At 52.2% G+C, this 25,705-nt stretch carries 17 protein-coding genes and 1 tRNA gene; 5 read left to right on the top strand and 13 right to left on the bottom strand.

The features are described 5' to 3' along the window. Nucleotides 1-4: 4 nt before the first annotated feature. From recB to EKD02_RS00705, 3 genes are read right to left on the bottom strand one after another with little or no spacing between them, the layout of a single operon-like run. Nucleotides 5-3,508: an exodeoxyribonuclease V subunit beta gene (recB, locus tag EKD02_RS00715; RefSeq protein ID WP_126383317.1), complete on the bottom strand. Its 3,504-nt coding sequence runs from the start codon at nt 3,506-3,508 to the stop codon at nt 5-7. Beyond that, entirely contained in the window at nt 3,508-6,732 is a 3,225-nt protein-coding gene (gene recC, locus EKD02_RS00710) for an exodeoxyribonuclease V subunit gamma (RefSeq protein ID WP_126383315.1), read from the bottom strand. The genes recB and recC overlap by 1 nt, the downstream gene beginning before the upstream one ends. Nucleotides 6,733-6,743: 11 nt before the next feature. After that, on the bottom strand, nt 6,744-7,094 hold the full coding sequence (locus EKD02_RS00705) for a hypothetical protein (RefSeq protein WP_126341493.1): 351 nt from the start codon (nt 7,092-7,094) through the stop codon (nt 6,744-6,746). Nucleotides 7,095-7,270: 176 nt separating this feature from the next. Between EKD02_RS00705 and EKD02_RS00700 the strand changes: the two genes are divergently transcribed. From EKD02_RS00700 to EKD02_RS00690, 3 genes are read left to right on the top strand one after another with little or no spacing between them, the layout of a single operon-like run. Beyond that, nucleotides 7,271-8,761, top strand: coding sequence for a SulP family inorganic anion transporter (locus EKD02_RS00700; RefSeq protein ID WP_126341492.1), 1,491 nt, complete (start codon nt 7,271-7,273; stop codon nt 8,759-8,761). A gap of 15 nt (nt 8,762-8,776) precedes the next feature. Beyond that, entirely contained in the window at nt 8,777-9,628 is an 852-nt protein-coding gene (locus EKD02_RS00695; RefSeq protein WP_011890157.1) for a universal stress protein, read from the top strand. 29 nt (nt 9,629-9,657) lie between these two features. Beyond that, nucleotides 9,658-10,896 carry a DEAD/DEAH box helicase gene (locus EKD02_RS00690; protein WP_126341490.1) on the top strand — a complete coding sequence of 413 codons (1,239 nt, stop codon included), beginning with the start codon at nt 9,658-9,660 and terminating at the stop codon, nt 10,894-10,896. Nucleotides 10,897-10,993: 97 nt separating this feature from the next. On the opposite strand, the gene EKD02_RS00685 is transcribed toward EKD02_RS00690, so the two are convergent. The 5 genes from EKD02_RS00685 to EKD02_RS00665 all read right to left on the bottom strand — a co-directional run bounded on the left by EKD02_RS00685 (nt 10,994) and on the right by EKD02_RS00665 (nt 18,047). Then, nucleotides 10,994-12,241: a DNA recombination protein RmuC gene (locus tag EKD02_RS00685; RefSeq protein WP_126383313.1), complete on the bottom strand. Its 1,248-nt coding sequence runs from the start codon at nt 12,239-12,241 to the stop codon at nt 10,994-10,996. Nucleotides 12,242-12,302: 61 nt separating this feature from the next. Beyond that, nucleotides 12,303-13,130 carry a glycoside hydrolase family 75 protein gene (locus tag EKD02_RS00680; RefSeq protein WP_126383311.1) on the bottom strand — a complete coding sequence of 276 codons (828 nt, stop codon included), beginning with the start codon at nt 13,128-13,130 and terminating at the stop codon, nt 12,303-12,305. A gap of 104 nt (nt 13,131-13,234) precedes the next feature. Continuing rightward, the gene (locus EKD02_RS00675) at nt 13,235-15,700 is read right to left on the bottom strand and encodes a polysaccharide deacetylase family protein (RefSeq protein ID WP_126383309.1); all 2,466 of its coding nucleotides are present in this window, start codon (nt 15,698-15,700) and stop codon (nt 13,235-13,237) included. A gap of 20 nt (nt 15,701-15,720) precedes the next feature. Continuing rightward, the gene (locus tag EKD02_RS00670) at nt 15,721-17,079 is read right to left on the bottom strand and encodes a glycosyltransferase family 2 protein (RefSeq protein ID WP_126383307.1); all 1,359 of its coding nucleotides are present in this window, start codon (nt 17,077-17,079) and stop codon (nt 15,721-15,723) included. Nucleotides 17,080-17,111: 32 nt separating this feature from the next. Then, nucleotides 17,112-18,047, bottom strand: a complete 936-nt coding sequence (locus EKD02_RS00665; RefSeq protein ID WP_011890163.1) for a hypothetical protein — start codon at nt 18,045-18,047, stop codon at nt 17,112-17,114. Between the two features lie 319 nt (nt 18,048-18,366). Here EKD02_RS00665 and EKD02_RS00660 point away from each other — a divergent pair. After that, nucleotides 18,367-18,440: transfer RNA gene (locus EKD02_RS00660), tRNA-Cys, on the top strand. A 97-nt stretch (nt 18,441-18,537) separates the two neighbouring features. Here the strand turns inward: EKD02_RS00660 and EKD02_RS00655 are convergent. Genes EKD02_RS00655 through EKD02_RS00635 form a run of 5 tightly spaced genes read right to left on the bottom strand, consistent with a single transcriptional unit; the run spans nt 18,538 to nt 23,582 of the window. Then, nucleotides 18,538-19,695 (bottom strand): DegT/DnrJ/EryC1/StrS family aminotransferase, encoded by a 1,158-nt coding sequence (locus tag EKD02_RS00655; RefSeq protein ID WP_126383305.1) that lies wholly within the window; start codon nt 19,693-19,695, stop codon nt 18,538-18,540. A 26-nt stretch (nt 19,696-19,721) separates the two neighbouring features. Beyond that, nucleotides 19,722-20,855 (bottom strand): iron-containing alcohol dehydrogenase, encoded by a 1,134-nt coding sequence (locus tag EKD02_RS00650; RefSeq protein WP_126383303.1) that lies wholly within the window; start codon nt 20,853-20,855, stop codon nt 19,722-19,724. An 18-nt stretch (nt 20,856-20,873) separates the two neighbouring features. After that, nucleotides 20,874-21,593: an acylneuraminate cytidylyltransferase family protein gene (locus EKD02_RS00645; RefSeq protein ID WP_126383301.1), complete on the bottom strand. Its 720-nt coding sequence runs from the start codon at nt 21,591-21,593 to the stop codon at nt 20,874-20,876. Then, on the bottom strand, nt 21,586-22,542 hold the full coding sequence (locus tag EKD02_RS00640; RefSeq protein ID WP_126383299.1) for a hypothetical protein: 957 nt from the start codon (nt 22,540-22,542) through the stop codon (nt 21,586-21,588). The genes EKD02_RS00645 and EKD02_RS00640 overlap by 8 nt, the downstream gene beginning before the upstream one ends. After that, nucleotides 22,542-23,582, bottom strand: coding sequence for a lysylphosphatidylglycerol synthase transmembrane domain-containing protein (locus EKD02_RS00635; protein ID WP_317616284.1), 1,041 nt, complete (start codon nt 23,580-23,582; stop codon nt 22,542-22,544). The genes EKD02_RS00640 and EKD02_RS00635 overlap by 1 nt, the downstream gene beginning before the upstream one ends. A 288-nt stretch (nt 23,583-23,870) precedes the next feature. Between EKD02_RS00635 and EKD02_RS00630 the strand changes: the two genes are divergently transcribed. Continuing rightward, nucleotides 23,871-25,703: an AMP-dependent synthetase/ligase gene (locus tag EKD02_RS00630; RefSeq protein WP_011890169.1), complete on the top strand. Its 1,833-nt coding sequence runs from the start codon at nt 23,871-23,873 to the stop codon at nt 25,701-25,703. Nucleotides 25,704-25,705: the final 2 nt, after the last annotated feature.

The following is a 25,705-nucleotide window of genomic DNA, read 5'->3' as shown; positions in this document are numbered from 1 at the left end:
TGAATCAGCCTCCGGTTTCAATGAGGATTTCCGTCAGGGAATTGACAAGCTCTTCTGAGGGTCTGGCCCGATAGAACCCCCGACTCTCGCCTGAAGACTCATCAACGCCTCGTAAAAAAACATAGATGACGCCTCCGAAGTGTGTCTGATAACGATAATCAGGAATCCGGACGCTGAGATACCTGTGAAGAGCAACAGTATAGAGCAGATACTGAAGATCATAGTGATGAAAGCCCATAACCGCCTCCATCCTCTCTTTCGTGTAAGAGTCCAGGGACTCCCCAAGATGGTTCGACTTCCAGTCAAGCAGCCAGTAGCGGCCACCGGCCTGAAACACCATGTCAATGTATCCGATCAGCATGCCTCGCACTGGTGCAAAATCGAGTTGGGCGGGATGAAGAGCTGTTCGGGCAAGCGAGGAGAGATGGTCGGGTGTAAGAAAACGCAGAGGGAAGAAAAACTCCATCTCGGTTACCCACTCCCCGGGCTTCAGATCTGAAAGGGTGAAGGAAGATCCGTCCTCCATGCCCAGAGAAACGGAGAGAACAGTGCGAACCATTGAGGAAATGACAGGGAGCCACTGTTGATGATATCCGGAACGCTCCAGCGCGTTTTTTATCCCCTCCTCCGTACTGTCGTCAAAAGGACGGCTGAAGTCAAGAGTCTCAAAAATCGAATGCATGAAAATACCGGCCTGTGCGCCTCCGGGAAAAGTGACTATTGAGGGGCCGGGATGCTTTGCCCCATCCGGCACATTCCGCTGCATTTCATCACGGTCCGGCAATTCGGGGTGAGCATAACTCCCCCGTGTAAAAAAACTGAAGCTGGCAATCCGCCAGGACCGGTCAATCCTGCCCGTAAAAACTTTCCTGACAGCCTCTCCGTTCTCCCGACGGAACGCCTCATGAAGTGCAGCCGGATGAACAGATGCGCAAGGCAGCTCAATGGTGCGCATGCCGACAGCCCCGTCTCCGCGGGCAATAAGATGGTTCAGCTGTTCGTGGAGAGTTTCCCGGGTTCCGCTTTGAAGCAGATGGTTCAGAGCCGTTTGGGTTTTTCTGATTGGCGCAACTACCACACTGCAGCTGTACACAGCACGGGTAAGGGCAACATAGAGAAGGCGGATATCTTCAGCCAGCTGCTCCTCGTGAGAGAGGACGAGGTGATGCTCAAAATCTTCTGAACCGAAATCAAGAACCGCTTTATCCCCCTCATCATGGAATGCCGCAACATCACGCGCGGCGGGGCTCCCGTTCCAGAGAAACGGACAGTAGACAACGGGAAACTGCAACCCCTTGCTGACATGGATGGTCATTATTTTCACAGCGGGTTCGTCGGTTTCAAGACGCAGCTGATACTCCTCATCACGCTGGCCACCCTCCACCATATTCTGTGTAAACCAGGATGCAAGAGCCTCAGGCCCTACCCCCTCTTCATGCTCTTTTTGATGAAGCAGTTCAATACAGTGAAGAAGATTGGTAAGGCGCCGTTCTCCTTCAGCAAGAGAGAGCAGCCGACGGCGAACATCCTCCTCTCTCAAAAGAACCGTAGCCATGGTCATGAACCCCCTCTCAATCCAGAGGGAATGGAGGCGCGCAAAAAAGTGAAGCTGCGGAACCCACAGTGATTCATCATCCATCATTGCGCCTATATCGTTTCCGCTGCGTCCGAGAATATCGGTAATCAGTGCCGCCCTGATTTTACCTTCATCGGAAGGGTCAACAAGAGCCGCAAGCAGAATGGCAATCTCTCTGGCTTCATTGGAAGCAAACACGCTTCTGTCACTGCGGACGACAGAGGGAATCGCAAAGAGGGTGAGGGCATCACGAACCCGCGCCGCCTGACGGTGGCTCCGGACAATCACGGCAATATCGTCAGCACGGAGAGGACGGCCCCCAATGAGGGTTTCCCCGTTCCGGGCAGAGCGAAGAAGCTTGAAAATCTCCCCGGCAACAGCCTCAGAAGCAAAGCCGGTCGCCTCGTCTACACTGAAGAGAGCGTTCTCTTTCATGGATGCATCAAGAACAAGAAACTCAAGAGGCACTCGTCCGTCGTCTTTCTGAACAACAAACCTGTCCTCTCTTTCGGGCGTACCCGACACAAGGGAACGATAGCTTATTTCCCCAAAAAGAAACGGGTCAGGCACATTGGAAAAAAGCACATTGAACGCATCGAGCAGTTGTGGAACGCTTCGCCAGTTGTGGGTAAGGGTGAAGCGGCGCCCTTCCTCCACATTGCGGCTGGCCTTGAGATAGGCAAAAACATCCGCCCCCCTGAAACTGTAAATAGCCTGTTTCGGGTCGCCAATGAGAAAAAGCGGCCCGTCAGCTTTTTCATAGATGCTCCTGAAAATATCGTACTGCCGGGCGTCGGTATCCTGAAACTCGTCAATCAGCGCTGTAGGCCAGCGGCGACGGAGAAGAAGCCTGAAAGCCTCACCCTCTTCATGGTTGAAAAGAGCAGTATGCATATCGTGAAGCAGATCATCGAAAAAGCGGATATTCGCCTCTTTTTTGCGCTTTGGCAGCCTGTCGCGGCAGTAGAGTATCAGTTCGGCTTTCAACGCAAGAAACCGCTGCCTTATTGCCCGGTGGTAGCAATCGCAGAGCTCGAAAAGCTTATGACGGGGCGGGGTGAATTTCTTTTTTGTCCACTCGGCCATACGGCTTGCACTGAACTTCACAATTCCCTCAAACAAGGAGAACGGAAGAGCTTCCTCAACAAAGGCGTCCATCCCCCTGAAGAGCTCAACAAGATCATCTTCCCGATATTTCCCTGCTGCCCGGCTCAGCCCCCGATCCTCGGAAATCATTTTTTTGACCTTCTCCCCTTCATCTCTCCACATCTCGGCTATCTGGCTGTAGAGACTCTGGCATTCATCTTCAATTGCCACAATATCCGAAGAGCTGAACTGAGGAATAATCCGCTCGCCCGAAGAAGCCCTCACTTCACCCAGAAAGCGCAGGAATGATTCAGGAGACTCTTTCATTGCATATCCCGGCAGAACAGCAGTCGAAGAAAAATAACGGGAGCGCCAGAAGTCGTCGACAATGCTGCCGGCAAGTTCCCGCTCGTCGGCGGCAATCTCGGTATCATAGAGCGAACCGCTCTCAAATGCATTGTCCTGAAGGGCCCTGAGGCAGAATCCGTGAATGGTGAACACCGAAGCGGTGTCAAGAAGATACAGAGCATTTTCCAAGAGAGAAGAGACCTCCCCCGCCCCCTTTTCCATTGCCAGAGAGCCAAGAGAGGCAAGACGCTTTGTGCACTCAAGAGGAGAAGCAAGCATCGCCGTTGTATCACGGATGCGTTCCCTGATTTTCTGGCGGAGCTCCTTGGTTGCCGCTTCGGTATAGGTTACCACGAGAATTGATTCCGGAAGGAGCTCTTTTTCAATGATCAGCCGGAGATAGAGTTCCGTAAGCGCATAAGTTTTTCCCGTACCAGCACTTGCCTCTACAAGATTGATGCCGCTGAGGGCTATGGAGGATGTATTAAGCGGCTGCATCAGCTCCTCGTTTCCTGAAAGTTCATAAGTGGCAGCAGAAGCTCAAGCGCAAGACTCTTGAACTCTGTACCAAAAGGCTCTGTATTGCCGAAACATCGCTGAACTGCAGGGTGCGAACCCTCTCCATGAAGTCCGCTGAAGGGGTTGTCGTTCCAGACGGCAAGGGCTTCAGCATAGGCCTTCTGGAGGCCATCATCAAGCTTCCGGGTGTAGGCAAGCGAAGCTTCCGGAAAAAACAGAAGTGGCGAGTGAAGACCTTCCCTGTAGCGTTTGAGAAGATTTTCAAGATAGAGAACCGGCTGGTCAGGCTGAGCGAAGCTGAGTGATTCATTGCGCATAACCAGAATGGTTTCAGTTGGATACCCCTCCTCCCGGGCGGCATTGAGAACAAGATGGCGTATCCAGCTTTGTATTCTCTCACGCCCTCTCATTGATGCATGACGATAGGAAAGCTGATGCTTCGGCCAGATATGTGTAAGCTCGCCAGTCAGGCGGAATCCCCCAATATCAAGATTGACCGGCAGCGGGGGAAGCTCGGCCGCTCCCTCTGTCAATGCTGTAAGTCGTGCGGCAAAGGCGGCTGACTCGGTTGCCATGGAGGCAAAGAGCCGCTCCCCGATGCCCGAGGGAGGAATAATCCCTCTAGCCTGAAACAGGGGGAGTATATCGGAAGGATCGCTCCCCTGCAGAATTTTCTCAAGCAGTTCCTCTCGAATCATATATGCGTCCAGCCCCTCAATACTGAACGGTTCGCGGTCAATGAGAGGTGTCATGAGCCGGTTCTGGCGGATGGCGAGTGTGGACTCAAGAAAAAAGGCCGCCGGGTTCCCGTAAAACCTTATCAGTTCATCCAGACTGACGACGCAGGTCTCGTCGCCCGGCACCCCAAGCGGTTCATCAACAAAAGGGGGCCGTTCTCCCCCACCATAAGTTCTGCTGGAAAGCGCATGAAAATTGTCTTCCGAGTAACTGAAGAGAGGACCTGCAGAGTCAAAATAAGCAGGGCTGAAGGCCTGAAGACGGTGGCGCACCGTCAGGCGGTCTGCAATTGAAGAGCCGTCGGAAAGAGAGAACACCCGTTCAATGGCATCAAGAAGCTCAACAACCAGAACGGAGGGAGAAAGAGACGAGTTGTCGCGGACACTCTGGCCGACATAACTGATATAGAGAAGGTCGCGGGCAGAGAGCATCATTTCCAGAAAGAGATATCTGTCTTCATTGCGAAGAGAACGGTCTCCGGGGCGGGGATTGCTGGAAACAAGATCAAACGACGGGGCATGGTGCTGCCGGGGAAAAGCCGCATCATTCATTCCCAGAAGACAGATCACCCTGAACGGAATGCTCCGCATGGGAAGCATGGCGCAGAAGGTAACTCCACCGGTCATGAATCCCAGATTCTGCCTTCTCTCTTCCAGCTTGCTCCGGACCCATGAAGTAAAGACTTCCGGAGATACAGGTTCCTTGTGCAGCGTCTCATTGAAGAGCTCTCCAAGAGTGTCGGCAATGGCAAGCATCTCGCTGTATTCCCTTTCGGAATCAGCATCTGCCACAATGAAGTCATCCAGCATACCAAGAAATACCAGCCGCCACTCCTGAAGCGTTTCCGGTTCATTCAGCCTTTCAGACAGTCGCTCAAGCGCATCAACAAACGAAGCAAAAATCCCGAGAGTCTCTGCAAAGGAGGCGTCAATATCGTCATAGGGCAGAATGCCGCCATAGAGACTCCCCTCATCCGGCATGGCATAGCCAAGCAGAAGCCTGTCAAGACCTGCCCGCCATGAGTTCTGCCGATAGGATGGAACTCCCGCATTCAATCGGTCAGTTTCATCCAGTCCCCATCGGATTCCGGTTTTTTCAATCCAGCGCCTGATGCATTCCTGCGCATCATCATCAAGAGCGAACCGGCGCCTTACGGGCAACCTGGACAGTAAATCAAAAACCTCAGCCGCGCCCAGCCGGCTTGTTGCAAGATCAAGAAGCGCAGCAATAGCTGAAGCAATATCCCCCTCATTCATCATGCTCCGGTCGGCAACAGTAAAAGGGATGCGGGTCTCGCCATGATTTCCTGCACCAAAAACTGCGGAAATATATGGGGAGTAAGTCTCAATATCGGGAGTGAGCACAAGAACATCGCGCGGCTCAAGATCCCGATAAGTCTCAAAAAAACTGAGGAGGCTGTCATGCAGAACCTCAACTTCACGAAGGGGACTGTGGCAGGAGTGAATCTGTACAGAAGAATCATTGGGAGGGAGGGGCCGCGGCGCCGCGTCAGCACCTGCACCCTGCAGATGAAGCATATCTGTCTGAAGTGATCGAAGAAGGGTCTCCTCTCCCGGTTCCTCATAAGCCTCAAGCTGCATTTCAGCGGAATCGGCAAGGTCCTGCATGAGCGAGGAAAATTCGCGCCCCATGTGCCCCAGAGAGGCAAGCAGCGGGTTGCCTTCATTGCGGTAGATGCGCTCTTCGACTGAAAGACGCGCCTGAGTTTTCCGAGCCATAATGTCGGCCCAGAAATCGCTTGTGGGACTGAGAACAAACAGAGTGATGTCGGTAACGCGCGAAAGAGCGGAAAGTATGTCAAGATGAAACTTCGGAAGGTAGGAGATGCCGAAGAGAGAGATCCGTTCGGGAAAACCGCTCATGGGGAGTTTCAGTCCCCTGCAGAACTCATCCTTGAGCGCCCAGAGAGGTTGAACGCCCCCTGAACCGGCAACAAGACTCTTCCAGAGAATCGACTGCCATAACCCTTCACCCTTCTCCTCACCACCCGACTCCCAGCGCTGAAGCAGATCGGGCCGGTAAAACTGATACTCATTAAAAATCGCAGCTGCTCTTTCAGCCAGCTGATAGAGCCTGAGGCCCTCGCCATCAAATGAAAGATAGCTCCTGATGGCGGCAAAAGGGGGTTCATCAAGAAGCGGCGGAAGGATGGCCATGATATTCCATGTCATCTGCTGCACCCCAAAGTAGTGCGAAGTGTCAACTTCAGAGAAAAAAATCCTGAAACACTCACGCACCAGGGTATCGGGAAGAGGAAACCGGCTGTTGGCCCAGATGCCGTTCTTCTCTGCCAGCTCAATGGAAAGCCAGCGCTGCATGCCGCGGCTCTGGACCACAATGATCTCTTCTGTCAACGGGGATGAGAGCCTGCGCTCCGAAAGCCGGCCGGCAAGTTCGCTGACAAGACGCTCGGAACGATTGCCTGTATACAGAGTAAGCGACATCCCCGCCCCTCTTACTCGCCTTCAAGGATTACCGGACCGGTACCATCAAGCTTCCGCTCGCCGGTCCCGGAACCCTGAAATTCCAGAACCCCCCGGCCCGTGCCATCCTCTGGACGGACAAAATCCTCATCACGGCCGTTTGGAATGCCGTCGCCATCAGCATCGCGTGCACGGTCATTGACTCCATCTCCATTGGAATCAGCAAACCCCCTGCCGCCGCCCGACATATCACCCGACATAGTCATTGAACGCATTCCGCCCCCACCGCCCATTCCACCTCCTCCACGGGCATAGAGGTTTTCAGCTGTACCTGCGCAGGCAAGCATCATGGCAAGACACATGAAGAATACTAAGTGTTTCATGGGGATCTCCATCCGATTGATTTGGGGACTACCTGACGACATGATTTCAAAGTAATGGATAGGCAGTGCGAATCATAACAAAAAGAGAGCGCTTCTGAATGAAGACAACCATGAATGTTCGGTCATTTAATTCTATATTCAGCCCGGCCCTCATTTTGCATCACCAAACCGATTCCATGTCTGAACGAATAAAAAAAGAATGGTTTTCTTCTATACGCCCCGACCTGCTCTCCGGACTTGTTGTTGCCCTTGCTCTCATCCCCGAAGCCATCGCCTTTTCAATAATAGCCGGCGTTGACCCCAAAGTCGGCCTCTATGCCGCCTTTTCCATTGCCATCATCACCGCATTCACAGGCGGCAGGCCTGCAATGATTTCGGCTGCCACCGGTGCCATGGCGCTGCTCATGGTCACTCTTGTCCGTGACCACGGTCTGCAGTATCTCTTTGCCGCCACAATCCTCACAGGCCTTCTTCAGATAGCCGCAGGGTATTTCAGGCTCGGAAGCCTGATGCGCTTCGTCTCCCGCTCGGTGGTCACCGGATTTGTCAATGCGCTGGCCATACTCATCTTCATGGCACAGCTTCCTGAACTCACCAATGTGAGTTGGCATGTGTACGCCATGACGGCTGGCGGGCTTGCCCTCATCTACCTCTTTCCCCTGCTGCCCGTCATCGGCAAAAGCCTCCCCTCTCCCCTTGTCGCAATCATACTCCTGACAGGAATTGCCATAGCCACAGGACTCGACATCAGAACCGTGGGCGACATGGGAGAGCTACCCGACACGCTTCCGGTCTTTCTCTGGCCTGAAGTACCACTGAACATGGCAACCCTCTCCATCATCTTTCCCTACTCCATAGGTCTGGCAACGGTCGGCCTGCTTGAGTCCATGATGACGGCCACAATCGTTGACGATTTAACCGACACGAAAAGCGATAAAAACCGTGAATGCAGAGCTCAGGGAATTGCCAATATAGGAGCCGGGCTCATTGGGGGAATGGCCGGATGCGGCATGATAGGCCAGTCGGTCATCAATGTGAAATCGGGAGGTCGCGGCAGACTCTCTTCATTCTCGGCAGGGCTCTTTCTGCTCATCATGGTCGTGTTCTTTGACGCATGGATCCGCCAGATTCCCATGGCAGCACTGGTGGCAGTCATGATCATGGTCTCCATCGGCACCTTTTCATGGGAATCGCTGCTGAACCTGCGCAAACATCCCCCCTCTACAAGCATTGTCATGCTTGTCACGGTCATCACAGTTGTCAGCACCCATAACCTTGCAATCGGAGTCTTTGCAGGCATCCTTCTTGCTTCACTCTTTTTTGCCAACAAGGTCGGCCACTTCATGCTGATCAAAAAAGAGCTTGACAGCAGCGGCACAACCCGGACATACCGCGTCATCGGTCAGGTATTCTTTGCATCAGCCGATAAATTCACCGACTCGTTTGATTTCAGGGAAGCGGCTGCAAACATAGTCATTGACCTCTCAGGGGCACATTTCTGGGACATCAGCGCCGTATCGGCTCTTGACAGGGCGGTCATCAAGTTCCGCCGCGAAGGAGCACAGGTGGAGATCATCGGAATGAATGACGCCAGCGCCACCATCGTTGACCGCTTCGGGGTTCATGACAAACCCGAAGAGGTGGAAAAGATACTTTCAGGCCATTAATAAGGAGCGATGACTATGAAAACCATTACTGCATGCCTTGACGGCTCTACAGGGGCAAAAGCGGTCTGTGAGGCCGGCGTATGGGCTTCACAGAAGCTCGATGCCCCGCTTCAGCTCCTTCATGTTCTTGAAAAGGAATCGCTTCCCCCGTCGGGAGACCTATCGGGAACCATAGGGTTCGGGAGCCGGCAGCGTCTGCTTGAGCAGCTGGTTAAGCTTGAGGCAGAAAAAAGCCGTATCGGCAGGGAGCATGGGGAAGCCCTTCTCAATGAAGCCAAAACTCTTGCCCGCCAATCCGGCGCGACTGACCTCTCCACCCTCCAGCTGCATGGAAGTCTTGTAGAAACCCTCACCGACCTTGAGAGCCACATCCGTCTTGCCATCATGGGCCGCCAGGGCGAACTTCACGACTCTGCACACCATGCAATTGGCAGCCACCTGGAGCATGCAATCCGGACACTGCACTGCCCCGTACTTGTCGTCATGCAGGAATTTCGCGTACCTCTTCGCTTCATGATTGCTTTCGACGCGAGTCCCACATCAAGAAAAGCCCTCGACCTGGTTATCGGAAGCCCTCTTCTTGCAGGGAGTGAATGCCATGTTGTGATGGCCGGAAAAGCAGCTTCAACCCACGCGCCACATCTTGAAGCCGCAACCCGTGACCTCAAGGAAAAAGGGTTCAGAACAACCGGCACCGTGCTTGATGGCACTGCGGCCGAAGCGCTGCAGAGCTACGCCGAAACACACCGCATGGAGCTTATGGTCATGGGCGCCTACGGACACAAACCAATCAGGCGGTTTCTCGTTGGCAGCACAACAACCCGTATGCTTGCCGAAACATCAATACCGCTTCTTATTCTTCGCTGACAGAAAACACTTATATCAAACCCCTACTCATGCAATTCAGCTCACTTCATATCATTGATCCCATCCTTCAGGCACTTCAGGAAGAGGGATACAGCCATCCAACCCCGATTCAGGCCGAAGCCATTCCCGTTGTACTCAAAGGAGGCGACATACTGGGATGCGCGCAGACCGGAACCGGGAAAACCGCAGCCTTTGCCATACCCATTCTGCAGCGTCTCGGCGAATCCCGTGTTCAGGGAAGGATTAAAAAAATCCGTTCCCTCATTGTCACTCCAACCAGGGAACTGGCAATTCAGATTGGAGAAAGCTTTTCGGCCTATGGGCGACACACGCCGCTCACCAACACGGTAATCTTTGGCGGAGTCAACCAGAACCCGCAGATCAGCAGACTCAAAAATGGGGTAGATATTCTCGTTGCTACTCCGGGCCGACTGCTCGACCTCATGAACCAGGGGTTCATCAACCTGCATGATGTTGAGATTCTCGTTCTTGACGAAGCCGACAGAATGCTGGACATGGGCTTCATCCATGACATCCGCAAAGTCCTTGCCGCCCTGCCAAAAGAGAAACAGTCCCTCTTCTTTTCAGCCACAATGCCCCCCGACATTGTCCGGCTGTCCTCTACGATTCTTCACAACCCTGCAAAAATATCGGTCACTCCTCCCTCGTCTACCGTTGAAATCATCAACCAGCAGATATACTTTGTTGATAAAGGAAACAAAAGCGCCCTTCTGGTGCACCTTCTGAAGAACCCCGACATCACCACCGCACTGGTCTTCACGAGAACCAAACATGGAGCCGACAAGGTTGTCAAGCATTTGCTGAAACACGGCATTACCGCTGAAGCCATTCACGGCAACAAGGCACAGAATGCACGACAGAGGGCTCTGTCAAATTTCAAGTCACAGAAAACCCGTGTGCTGGTGGCCACCGATATTGCGGCAAGGGGAATTGATGTGGACGAACTTCAGCATGTCATCAATTACGACACATCGAACATTCCCGAAACCTATGTACACCGTATAGGGCGGACCGGACGCGCAGGAGCATCGGGCACGGCCATCTCCTTCTGTGACGCAGAAGAGAAAGCCTACCTGAAGGACATAGAAAAACTCATTGCAAAAAGCATCCCCGTCGTTGAGGAACATCCCTTTCCTCTTGTTGACCACAATCCCGTCAAAGCTGCACAGCAGCAAGGCCGTGGCCGAAGCGGACACCCCGCCCCCAGACCTCAGGGCAACAGCCGTCCGAAGCAGCGGCGCTACTGACACACGGCGCCCCTTCTTTTCTTGCACTCCCCCTAGCGCTTTTTCTGTTCGGGCGTTTGCTTTGTTTCTTAAAGTTCTTTGGACCCAAAAAAAACAATCAATCCTCTTCACTGCCGGATTCGTCAAGGGCGTCCTCCGGCATGCTCCGGCTTACCTTTGCCCCAAGTGAGCGGATGGCCTCAACCCTCCGTACCAGATTGCCCCGACCATTCTGCAGACGGCGCTGCGCAAGATCAAAAGACTCTTCCACTGCCGACAGCCTTCTTCTTGCCTCTGAAAGAGCTTCAGCAACAAGAACAACCTGGTCATAAATCTTGCCACCAAGAGAGGCAATCAGTTCAGCATTCCTGTTCTCTTTTTCACGACGCCACAGCTGCGCAATCAGCTTGAGCGTAATCATCAGGGTAGCCGGCCCGCAGATGACAACATTTTTGCCTGCAAGTTCATACAGAAGCTCCGGATCTCCCTCCAAGGCACTCTGCCAGGCAGGCTCTACAGGGATGCACATAATCACAAAATCAAGGGTCCTGTTTCCCCCTATCCCCGTATAGTCTTTCTGCTGGAGTTCCGCCACATGACGCCTGACGGAAGCAACATGCTCCCGAAGTGCGGCCGTTTTCTCCTCACCTGCTTCCAGTCCCCAATAGCGTTCATACGCTGTCAACGAAACTTTTGAATCAACAACAACACTTTTCTCACCCGGAAGGCTCACAATGAAGTCCGGACGGACCAGCGCTCCATCATCGTTCCGGAAACTCTCCTGTACCCTGTACTCCCGACCTCTGGAAAGGCCCGAATCCTCGAATATCCGCTCTATGACCAGCTCCCCCCAGTTACCCTGCTTTTTCGAATCGCCTTTAATTGCCCGAACAAGACTGCTCGCCTCTTCACCCACCCGGGCATTCAGATTCATCAGCTGCACCAGCTGCTCTTTGAGTTGACCTGCAAGTTCGGTATCGTCACGGTGCACCGCATCCACCCGCTGGCGGAACGACTCAAGCTGTTCGCGGAAAGGCTGCATGAGCTGATTCATTCTCGAACTGTTCTCTTCTCCAAGAGCCCTTCCCCGCTCCTCAAGAATGGTTCGTGAAAGGTTTTCAAAAGCAGTATTCAGGCGGGCTTCCGTTTGCTGAAGAAAAGCATCCCTCTTACCCTCACGGCTTCGTTCAATCTCCAGCTCCGTCTGAAGCGATGCAGTAAGCCGGCGAAGTTCCGCAAGCTCCTGAACTTCCAGGCGAAGTCGTTCTACCTCCCCTTTGATGGAAGCGTCTGCCAGAATTCGTCGCAGAGAAAGCGCAAGCAGAATGAGAAGAAACAGAATGATGAGAGTGGAAGGCGTAGCCATAGCAAGGGGATTTTTCTCATGAATATACAGAACCGGCAGACCAAAAGTTCGGGGCAGGCAGCTACTTTACGATACCCGGAGACATCAGCCTCTCCAAACCGCCGGCACTGGAAAGAAGACTGTCGGCGATTGACTGGATGGAACCCCTTTCCTGAGGCCATGGGTAGAGGTGACGGGAAAGGGGGAAAACGATGTAGAGAATCCTGCCCAGAGGCTTTTCCGGTCCGGTTCGGGGCGACACATTCTTTCCTCCGAGCAATTCAGCAAGCGCAATGGAAACCTCTCCGAGCTTATGCCTTTCCGGCCCGATGTCGGCAACGACAAATCCGGATTTCATCCCGGTATCAAGATTGACTGCAACACCGAAATCACCCAGAGCCCCGACATCCCGTTTTCTTGCAAATGTCACAGGAAAAACAATATAGGGAACCTTTGATGCGTCAACATACCGAAGGGGATCCGTCTTAGCCTTCTTCATGTTCTTCAGAGCAGTCATGGAAAGATAGTACCCGGCGTACGGCCCTTCTGGCATGACGAATGGCCTCTGTCGGTCCGCCGGATCAGTCACCAGCACCGTCTTCCACCACATTTTGTCGGGATAGCCTGAATGTTTAAGCATATCAAGCCCTTCATCACGCGGATGATAGGCGTCTGGTGCGCCGTCCGCATCAATGGTCATAAAACCGGTGACATAGCAGTATGCCCCGCTCTCATTGAGAGCATACAGTTGCGTCCCGCGATACTTCTTCCATGCCCGTATATGCATGGCATCCGTTGAGGCGCCGGCCTCCGGGGAAAAGAAAAGAAGCGAGCCAAAAAAAAGGCCCAGGAAGAAAAGGCGGATACCTGCCGATTCAAGAGGTACATCACCATAAAAAAAAGCAGGCATAAGAGTACTCCAGAGAAAAACCGGGCTTGGCCTCTTCAGAAAAAACCACTGCTCCCTCACTGAGGAAGCAGTTACCGGACCGGAAAATGAAGAAAGTATCCTGTTCAGCAGAAATCCATACTATCGAAACTCGCAACCTGCGTCCTGGTCTGATGAAGTTCAACAGTCAGAACATCTTCAAAATGAAGAGTTGCAGCGCACTGCGAACAGTCAAACGAACTCCAGTAGACATGCGTTTGTGTTACAGATCCGCAGTGCGGACACACAACAGAAACCGTTTGCTGAAGACAGCACTCGACGAATGCCCAATAGTCGTAATCAAACCCTTCACTGCGCGCCTGTGTGAGCAGTTCCCGCCCTGAAGGGGTGAGGCTCACGAAGCGGTCGTTGATTGCCACATAACCCAGCAGGCAAACCTCATTCAGGTATTTCAGAGCCAACGCCTTCCACTCCATGGAACAACAAACAGCTTCATAGAGTTCAGTCATTGGTGAGGCTGAACGGGTAACTGCATCAAGCACCATCGCAATCCTGTTCTTATGCACACCGCGGGCGTCATAGGAGCGAAGCATCCGGCTTATCTCTTCAGCAGAACTGCCGGAAAGAAAACCCTCAGACATATCCGCAGCCATCTCTCTCCACTGATGCACGGAAGTGTCCAAAGGAGCGGCAATCATCGCCGACTCCTCCTGACCTGTTTTTCTGCCATAGACGGGTATGGCAACCATATTGAAAACAACAACCAGGAACATGGCCAGAAAACCGGGCATGAGCGAAACCGAATCAAGAGAAAAACTGCCTGTCAGTGTTTCAGGACGCGCTTTAAGCCCCTTGCCGGCGAACGCCTTGTTGATGAGATTGAGCCCCTCTTCATTGATGCTCCGCCTGGCCGGATCTTTCACGAAAATGGAGTGATAGGATGAAAATCCAATACCGCTTGCTCCATGGGAAAGAACTTCGAGTACTTCTGAAAGATAGTCGTCTGTCATCATTCCTCCATCTGCCGGACCGATGAGCCGGACAACAAAGGGCATAGCTCCCGACTTGACCCGCAGCGACACCAGCGAACGGGCAAGCATCTCACCCTCACCCTCAAGGCAGGCAACATGCATGACGGGTACAATGAAATCAAATGATGGGGCAATCAGGGAGATTTCCTGCCCTGACTGGTCAACATCTTTGTAATTGAACACCCGGTTTCCCGCAAATGCAGCTGAATACTCCACCTTCCCCCTGCCTGCCTTACGGACAGACGAACCAATCTTACTGGCATAGGCCGCAATCATGCTGCTCCTCCAGTTAAGCCATTGAGCATACTCCTTGCCCAGCAGATCGCTTTGCGTAATGTGTGCCGGCAACCCCCGGGCAGCGGCAAATGCCTTGACATTGCCTTTGCTGTAATCATAATCAAGATCAGAATAGGCAAGGCAGTCAAGATGGATTCCCTCAACACCGTATTTTTGGATCAGCTCTCTCACAGTTGCCTCCGTATACAAAGCCACTTCAGGGTTCGACGGCGACATCCAGTTAGCTGAAAGACGGCCATTCTGAGCCGTCATAGCCCAATCGCCGTGCTGCTTTACCGCCCTGGTGTCGGAAAGTGCGGGAAGCCATGCATGAACCTTGACATTGAGGCCCTGTTTCCTCAGAAGAGCAATGGTTTTGCCAAACACATTCTGACGACTGTTTCTGCCATAGTAAGCATTCCCCTCGGTATCTTTTGCCATCAGGAAAAGATCTGTAGCCGATGTCCTTGAAATATCCGCCACAATATCTTCAGGAGTGAAGTTCCGGCGACTGAAATCAACCCAGATTCCGTATCTCCGGGGCCGGTTTGCCTCTGCCTCGGCTATATATTGGTCGGCAGTCAGAAAACGCCCCCCCTTTGCCTGCACCCAGTCAATGAAATTCCTCAGAGCCTCAGGATACCTTACGGCATGTTTCGGGTGAAGAAGAATGACGGCAGGCTGGCCAAGAACACTTTTGGCAGTGTAGAGCTGCTTGAGTGCCGCTTCAAATTCAGACTCAGTGAACTTGTTGACCACCATCATATTGTAATCCGAAGCGAGCATAACCCTGCGTCGCAAAGCCGATATTGGAAGCTCTGTCAGGATATCCTGCTGTTCCCAATGCTCCGAATCAGAACTGTCGTACCTGAAGCCGCTTGCTTTCAGTGCCCTCATGACCCTGTCATCATACTCCATATAAGGTGCCCGGAACCAGACAACCGGTTTTCCGGTAATTGATTCCAGAATGCTCTTTGAGCGCTTAAGATCAGACTCTATAGATTTCTGGTCTAGTTGAGGAAGATGCGGGTGCGCCTGGGAGTGCGAACCTATGGTATGACCGGCCAGAGAGAGCTCAGAAACAAGCTCTTTGTGTGCCCCGGCAAATGCACCTGTTATGAAATAGGTTGCAGGAACCTTGATGTCAAGGGTTTTGAGTGCCGCAACATCGGCATTCCGTTCTGTATCAAAGGTCAGAAGCACAGGTGCCGGGTTGGCCGCAGCAGCCGAAACGGTCGCAAAGAGTGCCACAATGATGTATACCGATGCCAGAATGCTTTTCATGATCGTCTCCAAATGAAGGGTTACCAGGTGTTTTGTCGTTGCTGCATTTCCTGCATATAGGCCACAATACGCCTGTGGCTCAGAAAAATCCGATACGGCTGAGTCGTGAATGTTGCAAAGGCAAGCGATGGCGTGAGCTTGCGGGCAAGAGCAAGCGGCACCATTCCCTGCACTGCGCTGATGCATTCAAGAATGAGCATGTAGACAAGGCCGAGCTGCAGGAACAGCAACGGCTGTGAAGAAAAAATAACAAGGAGTGGATAGGCAACGAGAAAAGCCATTTCAACGAAAGCGCTTCCGTAACCAAAGAACAGCGACCAGGGAAGCCAGAACATGCCGATGCTGCCCCCGATGGCTGAAAACATCAGCCCCCTGTGCTCACGGTAGACCTGCAGATGGCCTCTTGACCAGCGAAGCCGTTGCTTGTTCAGCCCTTTCCAGCTCGTCATGGCAGAGGTATAGGCTACAGCCTTTGGCTCATAAACAGCCCGATAGCCGAGCTCAAGCATGGCAATGGTAATATCGAAATCCTCGGCAAGCGTCCTTGACCTGTACCCCCCTATCTCCATCAGAACGCTGCGCCGGAAGGCCGTTGCCGGCCCGGGACACATACTCACAGCACCTCCCGATTTCAGCTGTGCCACTTTGATGATGCACTGCCCGTAGAGGTACTCAAGCATCTGCATTTTAAGGAGGTATCCGCTGTTGTGTTTCGGAAGAACCATTCCGGCAACCGCACCGATGGAGGGCTCAGTGAATCCACCCACAAGGTGACGAAGCACCATCGGATCAAGCGAGGAATCAGAATCGGTGAAAAATATCAGCTCACCTTTTGCCTTCTCAATGCCATGGTTCAGAGCCTCCGCCTTCCCCCTGTTGCCGCCCATAGAGATCACCGACACATCGTACTCTGAAGCAATGGCAAGGGTCTCATCAGAAGAGCCGTCATCGACAATGATGATCTCATAGGCCGGATAATCAAGAGCCAGAGCCGACTCAATGCAGTTTGCAATATTTGCCTGCTCATTGAAGGAGGGAATGATGATCGATACGAACGGCAGCGACACATTCTTCACCGGTGTTCTGTCGGGGAGCAATATCAGCCCGACAAAAAAAAGAAACGGGAACAATGAGCCGACAACATATATCAGAAAAAACATGTTGAACACCTGCGGCATCCATGCAGGAAATGCGTTGACATACTCACCCCAGATCATCCGGTTCAGTGAGTCCAGGGCACCAGGCAGCGTATGCCATACCAAGAGGCATATTCCCGCAGAAACGAACGCTGCAGTAAGCACACCCGCCGGATGCTTCAGTGATGAAGGCGGCCGCCCCTCAGCATGCCGGGAAAGATACATCGTTGCTGTCTGGTTCATGGTTACTCCTCTTGATTGTTGACACAGAGCGATCAGTAAAGGGGAATCCAGAAAGTCAGACCTGCCCGAACATCATCGGTCCGCTCCTGCTGGTCGTTAAAATAATCGACCTTGAGATACTCCGCATAGATTGAGACGGTTCCAGGAAGCACTTTGCCGAGAGCAAGACGGACGCCCGGGCCGTAGAGCACATTATTGTACCAGGAAACCTTGTTCCATGATCTGCCAAGAAAATCATTGACCACATCTGCCTTGAAATAAGGCTCAAGCGAAACCGCCCCAAGATCAATGCCTACCCCGATTTTTGATGACAGGGTTCCCAAAAGAAAGTTGTCCTGCCCCTTGTCACTGAAAGCAGTTGAATTCCAGGCCAACTCGCCCCAGTGTTCCGTCCAGACGCTGAACATGTCGTCAAGCTTTTCACGCCGTTCCAGCCAAAGGTTCACACCACTTTTCACATTCTGCTTATCTACAGAGGAAGGGATTGGATCCTTGGAGCGGTCAAATGACGAAGTCATCAGTTCATACCGGGCAAAAGCCGACATGTTCATGCCTCCGACCCACTCCTGTGCTTTATTCTCAAAAGAGAACTCTTTGGTGATTTTCAGACCCGCACCAAAAACCTGATTGTTGTTCCAGTAAGAGCGGTTCCAGCTTCTGTCATTGAAATCATGGATCACATTGATACTCACAAAAGGAGCCAGATACACGCTGTCGGAGAGGTAACGCCGAGCATCAAGCGTGAGATAACCCGACATGAGAGCATACCCTTCACCATTGAGAACATCATTCTCATCGCGCGTTTTATCAAAATTGTATTTCGTGTAATAAGCGTCCATACCTGACTCGAGATGAAGCTCCACCGCCCCTTTCTGGTATTCATCAGCATGGAGCTGCCCGGAAGAGAGCGGCACTGAAGCCAGCATCAGCGTACCGGCAATAAGAGTCTTGCTGAAAATGGTGCTCATGACATACCTCGTTTTTTCCTGTTTTTTTTAACTGTCCTGCCAGAACCACCCAATCAGCAGACCCGGCCGGAACTCTCTGGAAGAACTAAAGCAAGAAACATGCCAAAAAAAATAATGAGGCATAAACGCTTATAGCAAAACGCCTTATGTATAAGAACCAGGGATTTTTAGATCCGGAACAGGAAAAGAGGAAATCGCAACAACTGTGTCAGGATGACTCAGTTACTCTGAAGAAAAGTCGCAATTCGAGATTCTGGAAGAAAAGAGGGCAGATTTGCAAAACCGCATCTTTTTATGTACCTATATCATTCTCAATCAAGGCGAAGTGGCCGAGTGGCTAGGCAGAGGTCTGCAAAACCTCGTACAGCGGTTCGAATCCGCTCTTCGCCTCCAGCAAAGATGCGCATAGAGACGCAACAAGCGAGAAACCCCTGTAAAACCAGGGGTTTCTCTTTTTCCTTTTCAGCAAAACCAGGTGATCCCCTGGTTTTTACCCCATTGCTTCGGCGGCTGAGATGATGGAGGCTATGAGCTGTTCAGTGGTGCCTTCATCCATCAGGACGGGAATGTTCAGGCAGATGCTCCTGCGCAGAAGCTCTCCTGTCTTTGGCCAAAGCGCCTCAAGATCCCTGTCGCGATAGCGGTCATAAGCGTTGAGGAGATGACCCCAGACACCGGCATAGTGCCAGTCGAGCGCCTCTGGAAGAATTTTGGTACCGAATCCGTTTCGGCCGAGATGGGCTTCGAACTCAAGTGCCGCTGCACGGTCGCGCACGCTGAAAATCAAGGTATCACCCTGCGAACCACCCTCATCGGCAAAAGGTCGGAGGGTAATGTTGGGAAGATGACGGATGGCATCCTTGATTCTCTTTTTGTTCTCTTTGGCAGCAGAGAGGATGGTCTCAATTTTAGCAAGCTGGGCGAGGCCTATGGCCGCAGTTACCTCACTCATTCGGAGGTTGAGCCCTTTGGCCCGCCGGGGATCTTTTCCCCGTGGAAGGCCTTCAAGGTGCATATGCCCGTGGTCGGAAAATTCTGCAGCACGAAGGTAGATCTCACGGTCGTTGGTCACAATCACTCCCCCTTCTCCGGTATGAAGCGTCTTGCCTGCATCAAAAGAGAAAGCGCCGACGCTGCCCAGTGTGCCGAGTTTTTGGCCATCGTATGATGCTCCAAGTGCCTGTGCGGCATCCTCAATGAGGATGATGCCTCTCCGGGTACAGATATCCTGCAGTTCTTTCATTTTAGGGGCAGCCCACATGGGAACCACCACAACCGCTTTGGTTTTTTCGGTTATGGCCTGTTGTACCGCCAGAGGATCGAGATGATAGGTTTCATCTATTTCAACGGGCACGGGCACTGCTCCCAGAGCACTGATGGCCTCAATGGGAGCAATGAAGGTCCATGCAGTGGTAATGACTTCGTCTCCCGGCCCTACGCCTGCACCTGCAAGGGCGCAGTGGATTGCGGCCGTTCCGGAGGAAACCGCATGGGCATAGCGGACACCCATCCACCCGGCAAATTTCTCTTCAAATTCACGGGTTTTGTAATTTCCCCCTCCATACCTGTAGAGGTTGACCTTTTCCTGACTGAAGAGTTCCACAATTTCAGCGAGCTCCTCTTTGCCAATCAATTCTGCACCTGCCATAATAGTGATGTGTTGGAATGAATAATTTACTGAACAAGTCTTTTGACAACATATTCAGCCGACTCTTTGTCAAAGGGTACCGGATTTCCTCCGAATGATCCCTGCAGTGCGCCTGAAGCCTCTCTGGCGAACTCAGCGGCGTTGAGGGAAGTGTAACCGTAGGAGACGAGGCTCGGGATAGAGAGCTGGCGATAGAGATCGTCCATCTGAAAGAGCAGCTCCTCGGCTCCTTCCCGAAGCGTGCCTGAAAGAGGGGCTGCATTGAGCATGGCATATCTGTCGTATCCGTGGCTCAGATTGTAGCGCATCACCTCTTTGAGGAAAATGGCGCCGGCCATGCCGTGAGGTACCTTGTGGCGGACTCCAAGATAGTATGCGAACCCGTTGGTGGGGCCGTCTCCGGAGTTCATGAGGGCTACAGTACCACAGACGCTGCCGATGCAGAGATCAATGCGCGACTCGGCCCGGTCCAGCTGGTTCTGCTGCAGGGCGTAAAACGAGCGGCGGAACCCCTCGACTGAAAAAATTCTGGACAGCGGCGTATGTTTCACTGAGCCGAAACTGTCGACACAGTGTACAAGGCTGTCCATTGCCGAGGAAATGATTGCTTCCTCGGGAGCGCTCATTGAGAGCATCGGATCGACCACCGCCTTGCGGGGGAAATTCTTCCGGCTGTTGATGCCGAGCTTCCTGCCGGCCTCCTCATCAATGAAGACGGCGTTGTAACTTACCTCTGCGCCACTTCCCGGAAGGGAAGGAACGGTGAGAAGAGGGAGAGGATCGAACACATCGGCCGGGAACCCTTTCAATGAAAGAGCGGGAACATTGTTGGTCATGAGAAGGGCTACCCCTTTACCGAGATCCATGGTGCTGCCGCCGCCGATGGCGACCATGCAGTCAACCCCGCTGCCCCTGAAATGTTCGGCTGTCTTTTCAAGATAGCTGTATGTCGGTTCCCCCCCGAACTCATTGCTGGAGAACACGGCATCGGGAAAATCGGCACAGAGTGAGGCCTTGACATCACGGAAATAGAGGTTTTCTTCAAGAACTGCATCATATATGATCCCCGGTTTCTGAGTCTTGAGTTCTCCGAGATGCCTTGCAAGACTCAGGGCTTCATTGACTCCGATGACAAGATCGGTTGCGAGAAAAAAATTCATTGGTGAGGATAGGTTAGGTTACAGACCGATATCAGGAGTGGTCAGATTTTTACTCTTCATAAAAAACTCAATCAGCTCTACCTCTGCAAGAGTGTCGATCTCCCAGGTCTGCCAGAACTCCATTTGAAAGGCGGTAAGCTTCCCCCCGATCCTGTTTCCCGTAGAACGAAGAACTGAAGGATGGAAAATATAGATCGATCCGTTTTCAATATACTGTTCGGGCCGCTCCTGACGCATACCACGGTTCCGCCAGTCAAAGTTCACACTGTTCCACTCCCCCCCCGTCTTCTTCTCCCAGAGGGTCATGTCGTCAGCTTTTGTGACCGAAATAAGTGAATCGGCACCATCACCCTCAAACTGCTGAAGGGCACGGTCAATGTCGCCCGGTCTTCGAAGCGGTGATGTTGCCTGAAGAAACACGATACTGGCAGGATCCTGGCGACCCTCCAGGGCAAGGAGATCAAGCAGATGGAGAATTGCAGATTCGGAACTCGCCCGGTCTCCCGAAATCTCTGCAGGGCGATGGACAACCTCAGCACCATACGATTCAGCAACATCGGCTATTGCAGGGTCGTCTGTGGAAACAAACACTCTCTCTAAAAGGGCGGAAGCTTTGGCCTGAAGAATGGTCCAGGCAAGAAGCGGCCGCCCGGCCACTGGATGGATATTCTTGTTTTTCAGCCCTACAGAGCCTCCGCGTGCTGGAATGACGGCGATGGCCGACTTCACTTCACCCATCAAGCACCTCCCTGCAGACATCGGCAATATTTCTGGCGGCGGAACGGTTCTGAAGCGGGGTAAGCCTCCGGAGCTCTTCCCTCTCAAGGCCGCAGTGGACCTCTTTGCCAAGAGCTGAGGCAACAAGAACTGTTGAGGAAAACCGGGCAATCATCATCCGTGAATTTGCAATCATCTCTTCAGCAGATCCATCCGAATAGACAAGACTCCCGGGAGCATATCGCTCAATCTCTTCAGCAGCCCTTTCAGCCTGCTCATTGGGATGCAGCTTGAATATCAGCTTGCTGCCGCCCGCCATTTCCCGATATTTCAGAATGTTCTTCCTGCGGTTTTCATAAATGAATGTCTCCCTGTTGTCTGAGGTACAGACCAGAACATAATCCCGGTGAGGGAAATCATTCTGGCAATATGATGCGCAGTCGTCGAAATTGGGAATGCTCGTCACCACAAGCCTCTCCGGGTCAACTCCCTTGCGGATGAACAGGTCGCGATATCCCTCGCTGGCAACACAGAATTTTTCATAGGCACCCGACATGCCCGTGGAAGCTGTACCGGCAAGCCAGCGTGGCATCCAGCGAAAATTTTTTGTCAGGTGGAACAGAGGGGTCTCAGGCTCTGTCATCCCCTCCTGAACAAGCACCGTACGGGTCCTCTTCAAGACTTTAGGAACAATCAGGTCTGTACAGGTAACCACAAGGTCATAACAGCGGAGCCCCTCGCCGCCCTCAACCTGCAGTTCATGACTGTTGAGGTACTCCATGGCTTTCCCTCTCCGCTCCCGGCCCATAATGGTAAACTCAAGCAGACCGTTTCGGGCGGCTGCGCCCAAAAGCCCGTCACTGAAAAAGGGAGTGAACCAGAGGTCATATTCACCCAGAAATCCTGAAATCTGGTGCATCTGGGTGGTCTGGTTCATGGAACCGCAGACAAACAGTACCTTTTTTTTCATCACTGAACCCCTTCAGCCTGCTGGGGATCATGCAGGTGAATCCCCGACATGAACATGACTGCGTACCCGGCAGAGTACCACAGCACCTCCTTGAACCTCCTGATCAGAATGAAAGCACCTCCCAGCGCAACAGCCTCAGGCATTCCCACAGCCTGGAAAAACGCCATGTAGCCGAGATCCTGTATTCCCAGACCGGAGGGAATGAAAAAAAAGAGGGCCCGAAGCATAACAAGAGTCGTATCGATGGCCAGAACCGTCGGGAAAGAAATCTCGGCGCCAAGAAGACGAAGAATGATGTAACTCTCCACAGCAAGCATGGCCCAGCCAACAAGATACCAGAATGTGGCCTTCCAAAGGGCTGCAGGCGAAGCGCCCTGAAAACTGCGGAGATGCTCATCGGTATCGGAAAAGCTTGACTCGCGCCGTATGAGCCATGACTTAACCTTTTTTCCGGGCACCATCATCAACAGACTGTGGATGGACTGGGCGGAACGACCTTTCAATGCAGTGAGAAGGAAATAGAGAAAGATGAGACAAACCGCAATACCGGTTGCAAGCATGAAGAACCCGAGACCCTGAAATCCAGTGACTGCGGGTGATACCCGCTGAAGCATCATGAATCCGGCAAGGGTGCCGATAATGGTATAGACCCCCTGCATTGAACTCAACAGCAATTTGCGGACGGTCACGGCTGCAACCGATACAGGATAGGAGATTCCCATCAGCCGGTTGCAGAGAAATGGCCGGAGGGGCTCTCCAAGAGCCATGCCGGCAGGAAGAGTCATGGAAACAGTTTCAGAAATCACCTGAATTTTGAACAGCCGGAAAAAAGATATCGGCCTGCTGCCCGGAGGGAAAACAAGAGTCCAGGCAATCGTCTCAAAAAAATGAAGACCGAAAAACGGCAGCATGATGAAGAGGGAAGAAAAACCTATTGTCGATATCCTGAAAAGGGAACGGCCCAGATCGATAGACTGAAAAAGATACAGGATCAAAAGAATACCAGCAGCCAGTCCAGCATATCCAGTCCATTGCGTCACAGACTTCCCCTTTTTCTCCATAAACGAAAACCTCCGACTATAGTTCTCCGAAGCTCGCAGAAGAAGCCCCGGCAATTGCCTGCTGTTGCATAAAATAAGGGCAAGGAAACATTTCGACAAGGGTTAATTTCGTAAACACAGTACAACTCAGGGGGGGGAATCACTATTTACAGGCAGGTGCTTTGAATTCAGACGCCATATTGTTACATATTTGTGTACAATACCCTTTAAAACCTTCGGGTATGGAACAATGCATCTGCACGGCCCGCACACTCAAATTTTTTTCAGATGGGACTTATCAATCCTGACTTCCAGACCTTGCCGGAACTGTTCTCTTCTGTTTTCAGCCATTACCGGGGCAAGACAAAGAAGTTCCCTTTCGCCCATAAACTCAACGGCATCTACGAACCCATCACCTATGAGGATTTTCATGAGGATGTCCAGAACTTCACGGCATACCTGAAAGAAAACGGGATCGAGCCTGGGGACCGGGTAGCAATACTCAGTGAAAACCGCCCCGGGTGGTACCTTTCTGATATGTCAATACTCTCTCTTGGAGCAATTGATGTGCCCCTCTACCCCTCCCTGCCTCCAAACCAGATTGAATACATACTTCAGAACAGCGAAGCCAAAGCCATCATTGTGTCGAACATGCTGCAGCTTGGGAAAATTCTCTCAATCTGGCAGAACCTGCCTGAGTTGATGCAGATTATTGTATTGAACCGCCTTGAAGAGAAGATAGAGGATGTCACCGACCTCAACAGCTGCAAGATTGAAGGGAAAAAGATTCTTCAGGCTAAACCGCGGCTGCTCGAAGGAATCAATATATCTCCTGACGACACGGCCACCCTGATTTACACATCAGGAACCACTGGTCTTCCAAAAGGGGTCATGCTGACTCACCGGAACATCTGTGAAAATGTGAAATCATGCTCTGACCTCATCACTCTTGACGAAACGGACTGCAGCCTCTCGTTTCTTCCCCTGTCGCACGCCTATGAGCGCACAGGCGGCTACTACCTGCTCTTTGGATGCGGAGCTGCCATTTACCTGGCCGAGAGCATAGAGACTGTTTCGTTGAACATAGCCGAAGCCAAACCCACAATAATCTTTACCGTTCCAAGGCTCTTTGATCGTATCCGTGCGAACATGCAGAAACAGATTGCCACAGAAAGTCAATTGAAACAGCGGATATTCAGCTTTGCGCTCTCAACCGGCGAACAGTACAACCGGCAGATGGCTAAGAAAGGCAGTGTATCTCTTGCTCTTAAAGCAGCTCACGCCCTCTCCCGAAAACTTGTATACAAGAAAATACTAGCAAAATTCGGAGGGAGGCTCCGTTACTTCGTCTCTGGTGGCGCAGCGCTGCCCAAAGAGACCGGTGAATACTTCAGCTCCCTTGGCATAACGATTCTGGAAGGATACGGTCTGACAGAAACCTCCCCGATAACCAATGTGAACCGGCCTGAAAAGGTTAAGTTCGGAACCGTAGGGCCCACGGTGAGAAATGTTGAGATCAGGATAGCCGATGATGGAGAGATTCTCTTCAAAGGGCCGAATATCATGAAGGGGTACTGGAAGGATGTCGAGGCGACAGCTGAAGTCATAAAGGACGGATGGTTCCATACCGGCGACATCGGCAGACTTGATGACGACGGCTATCTCACCATCACCGACAGGAAAAAACACATCATAGTCACAAGCGGAGGGAAAAACATTGCCCCGCTGCCCATTGAGCATCTGATTGCTGAAAGCCCCTTCGTGGAACAGGTGATCGTCATCGGTGAAAAACGACCATTCCTCATCGCCCTCATCATTCCGGACTTTGAAAAGCTTCGTGAATTTGCGGTAACTGCAGGGATAGGGGATGCAACAGAAAAAGAGCTTCTGGAAAACAAGGCTGTCAGCCAGATTTACGAAAAACTGCTGCGAAGCATTTCACGAAAACTGGCGACTCATGAAAAAGTACGCAAGTTTCTGCTGGTTGCCGAGCCGTTCACACTGGAAAACGGTCTGATGACGCCAACGCTCAAAATCAAACGAAAGACAATTACCGAACAGTACGATAAAGAGATAGAGGCTGTATACAATGAACTGAACATGGTCTACAACACTGAATAAAG

Origin of the sequence: Chlorobium phaeovibrioides, assembly GCF_003968655.1 — a bacterium.
Lineage (GTDB): Bacteria > Bacteroidota > Chlorobiia > Chlorobiales > Chlorobiaceae > Chlorobium > Chlorobium phaeovibrioides.
This window is presented reverse-complemented; position numbering and strand designations above follow the sequence as displayed.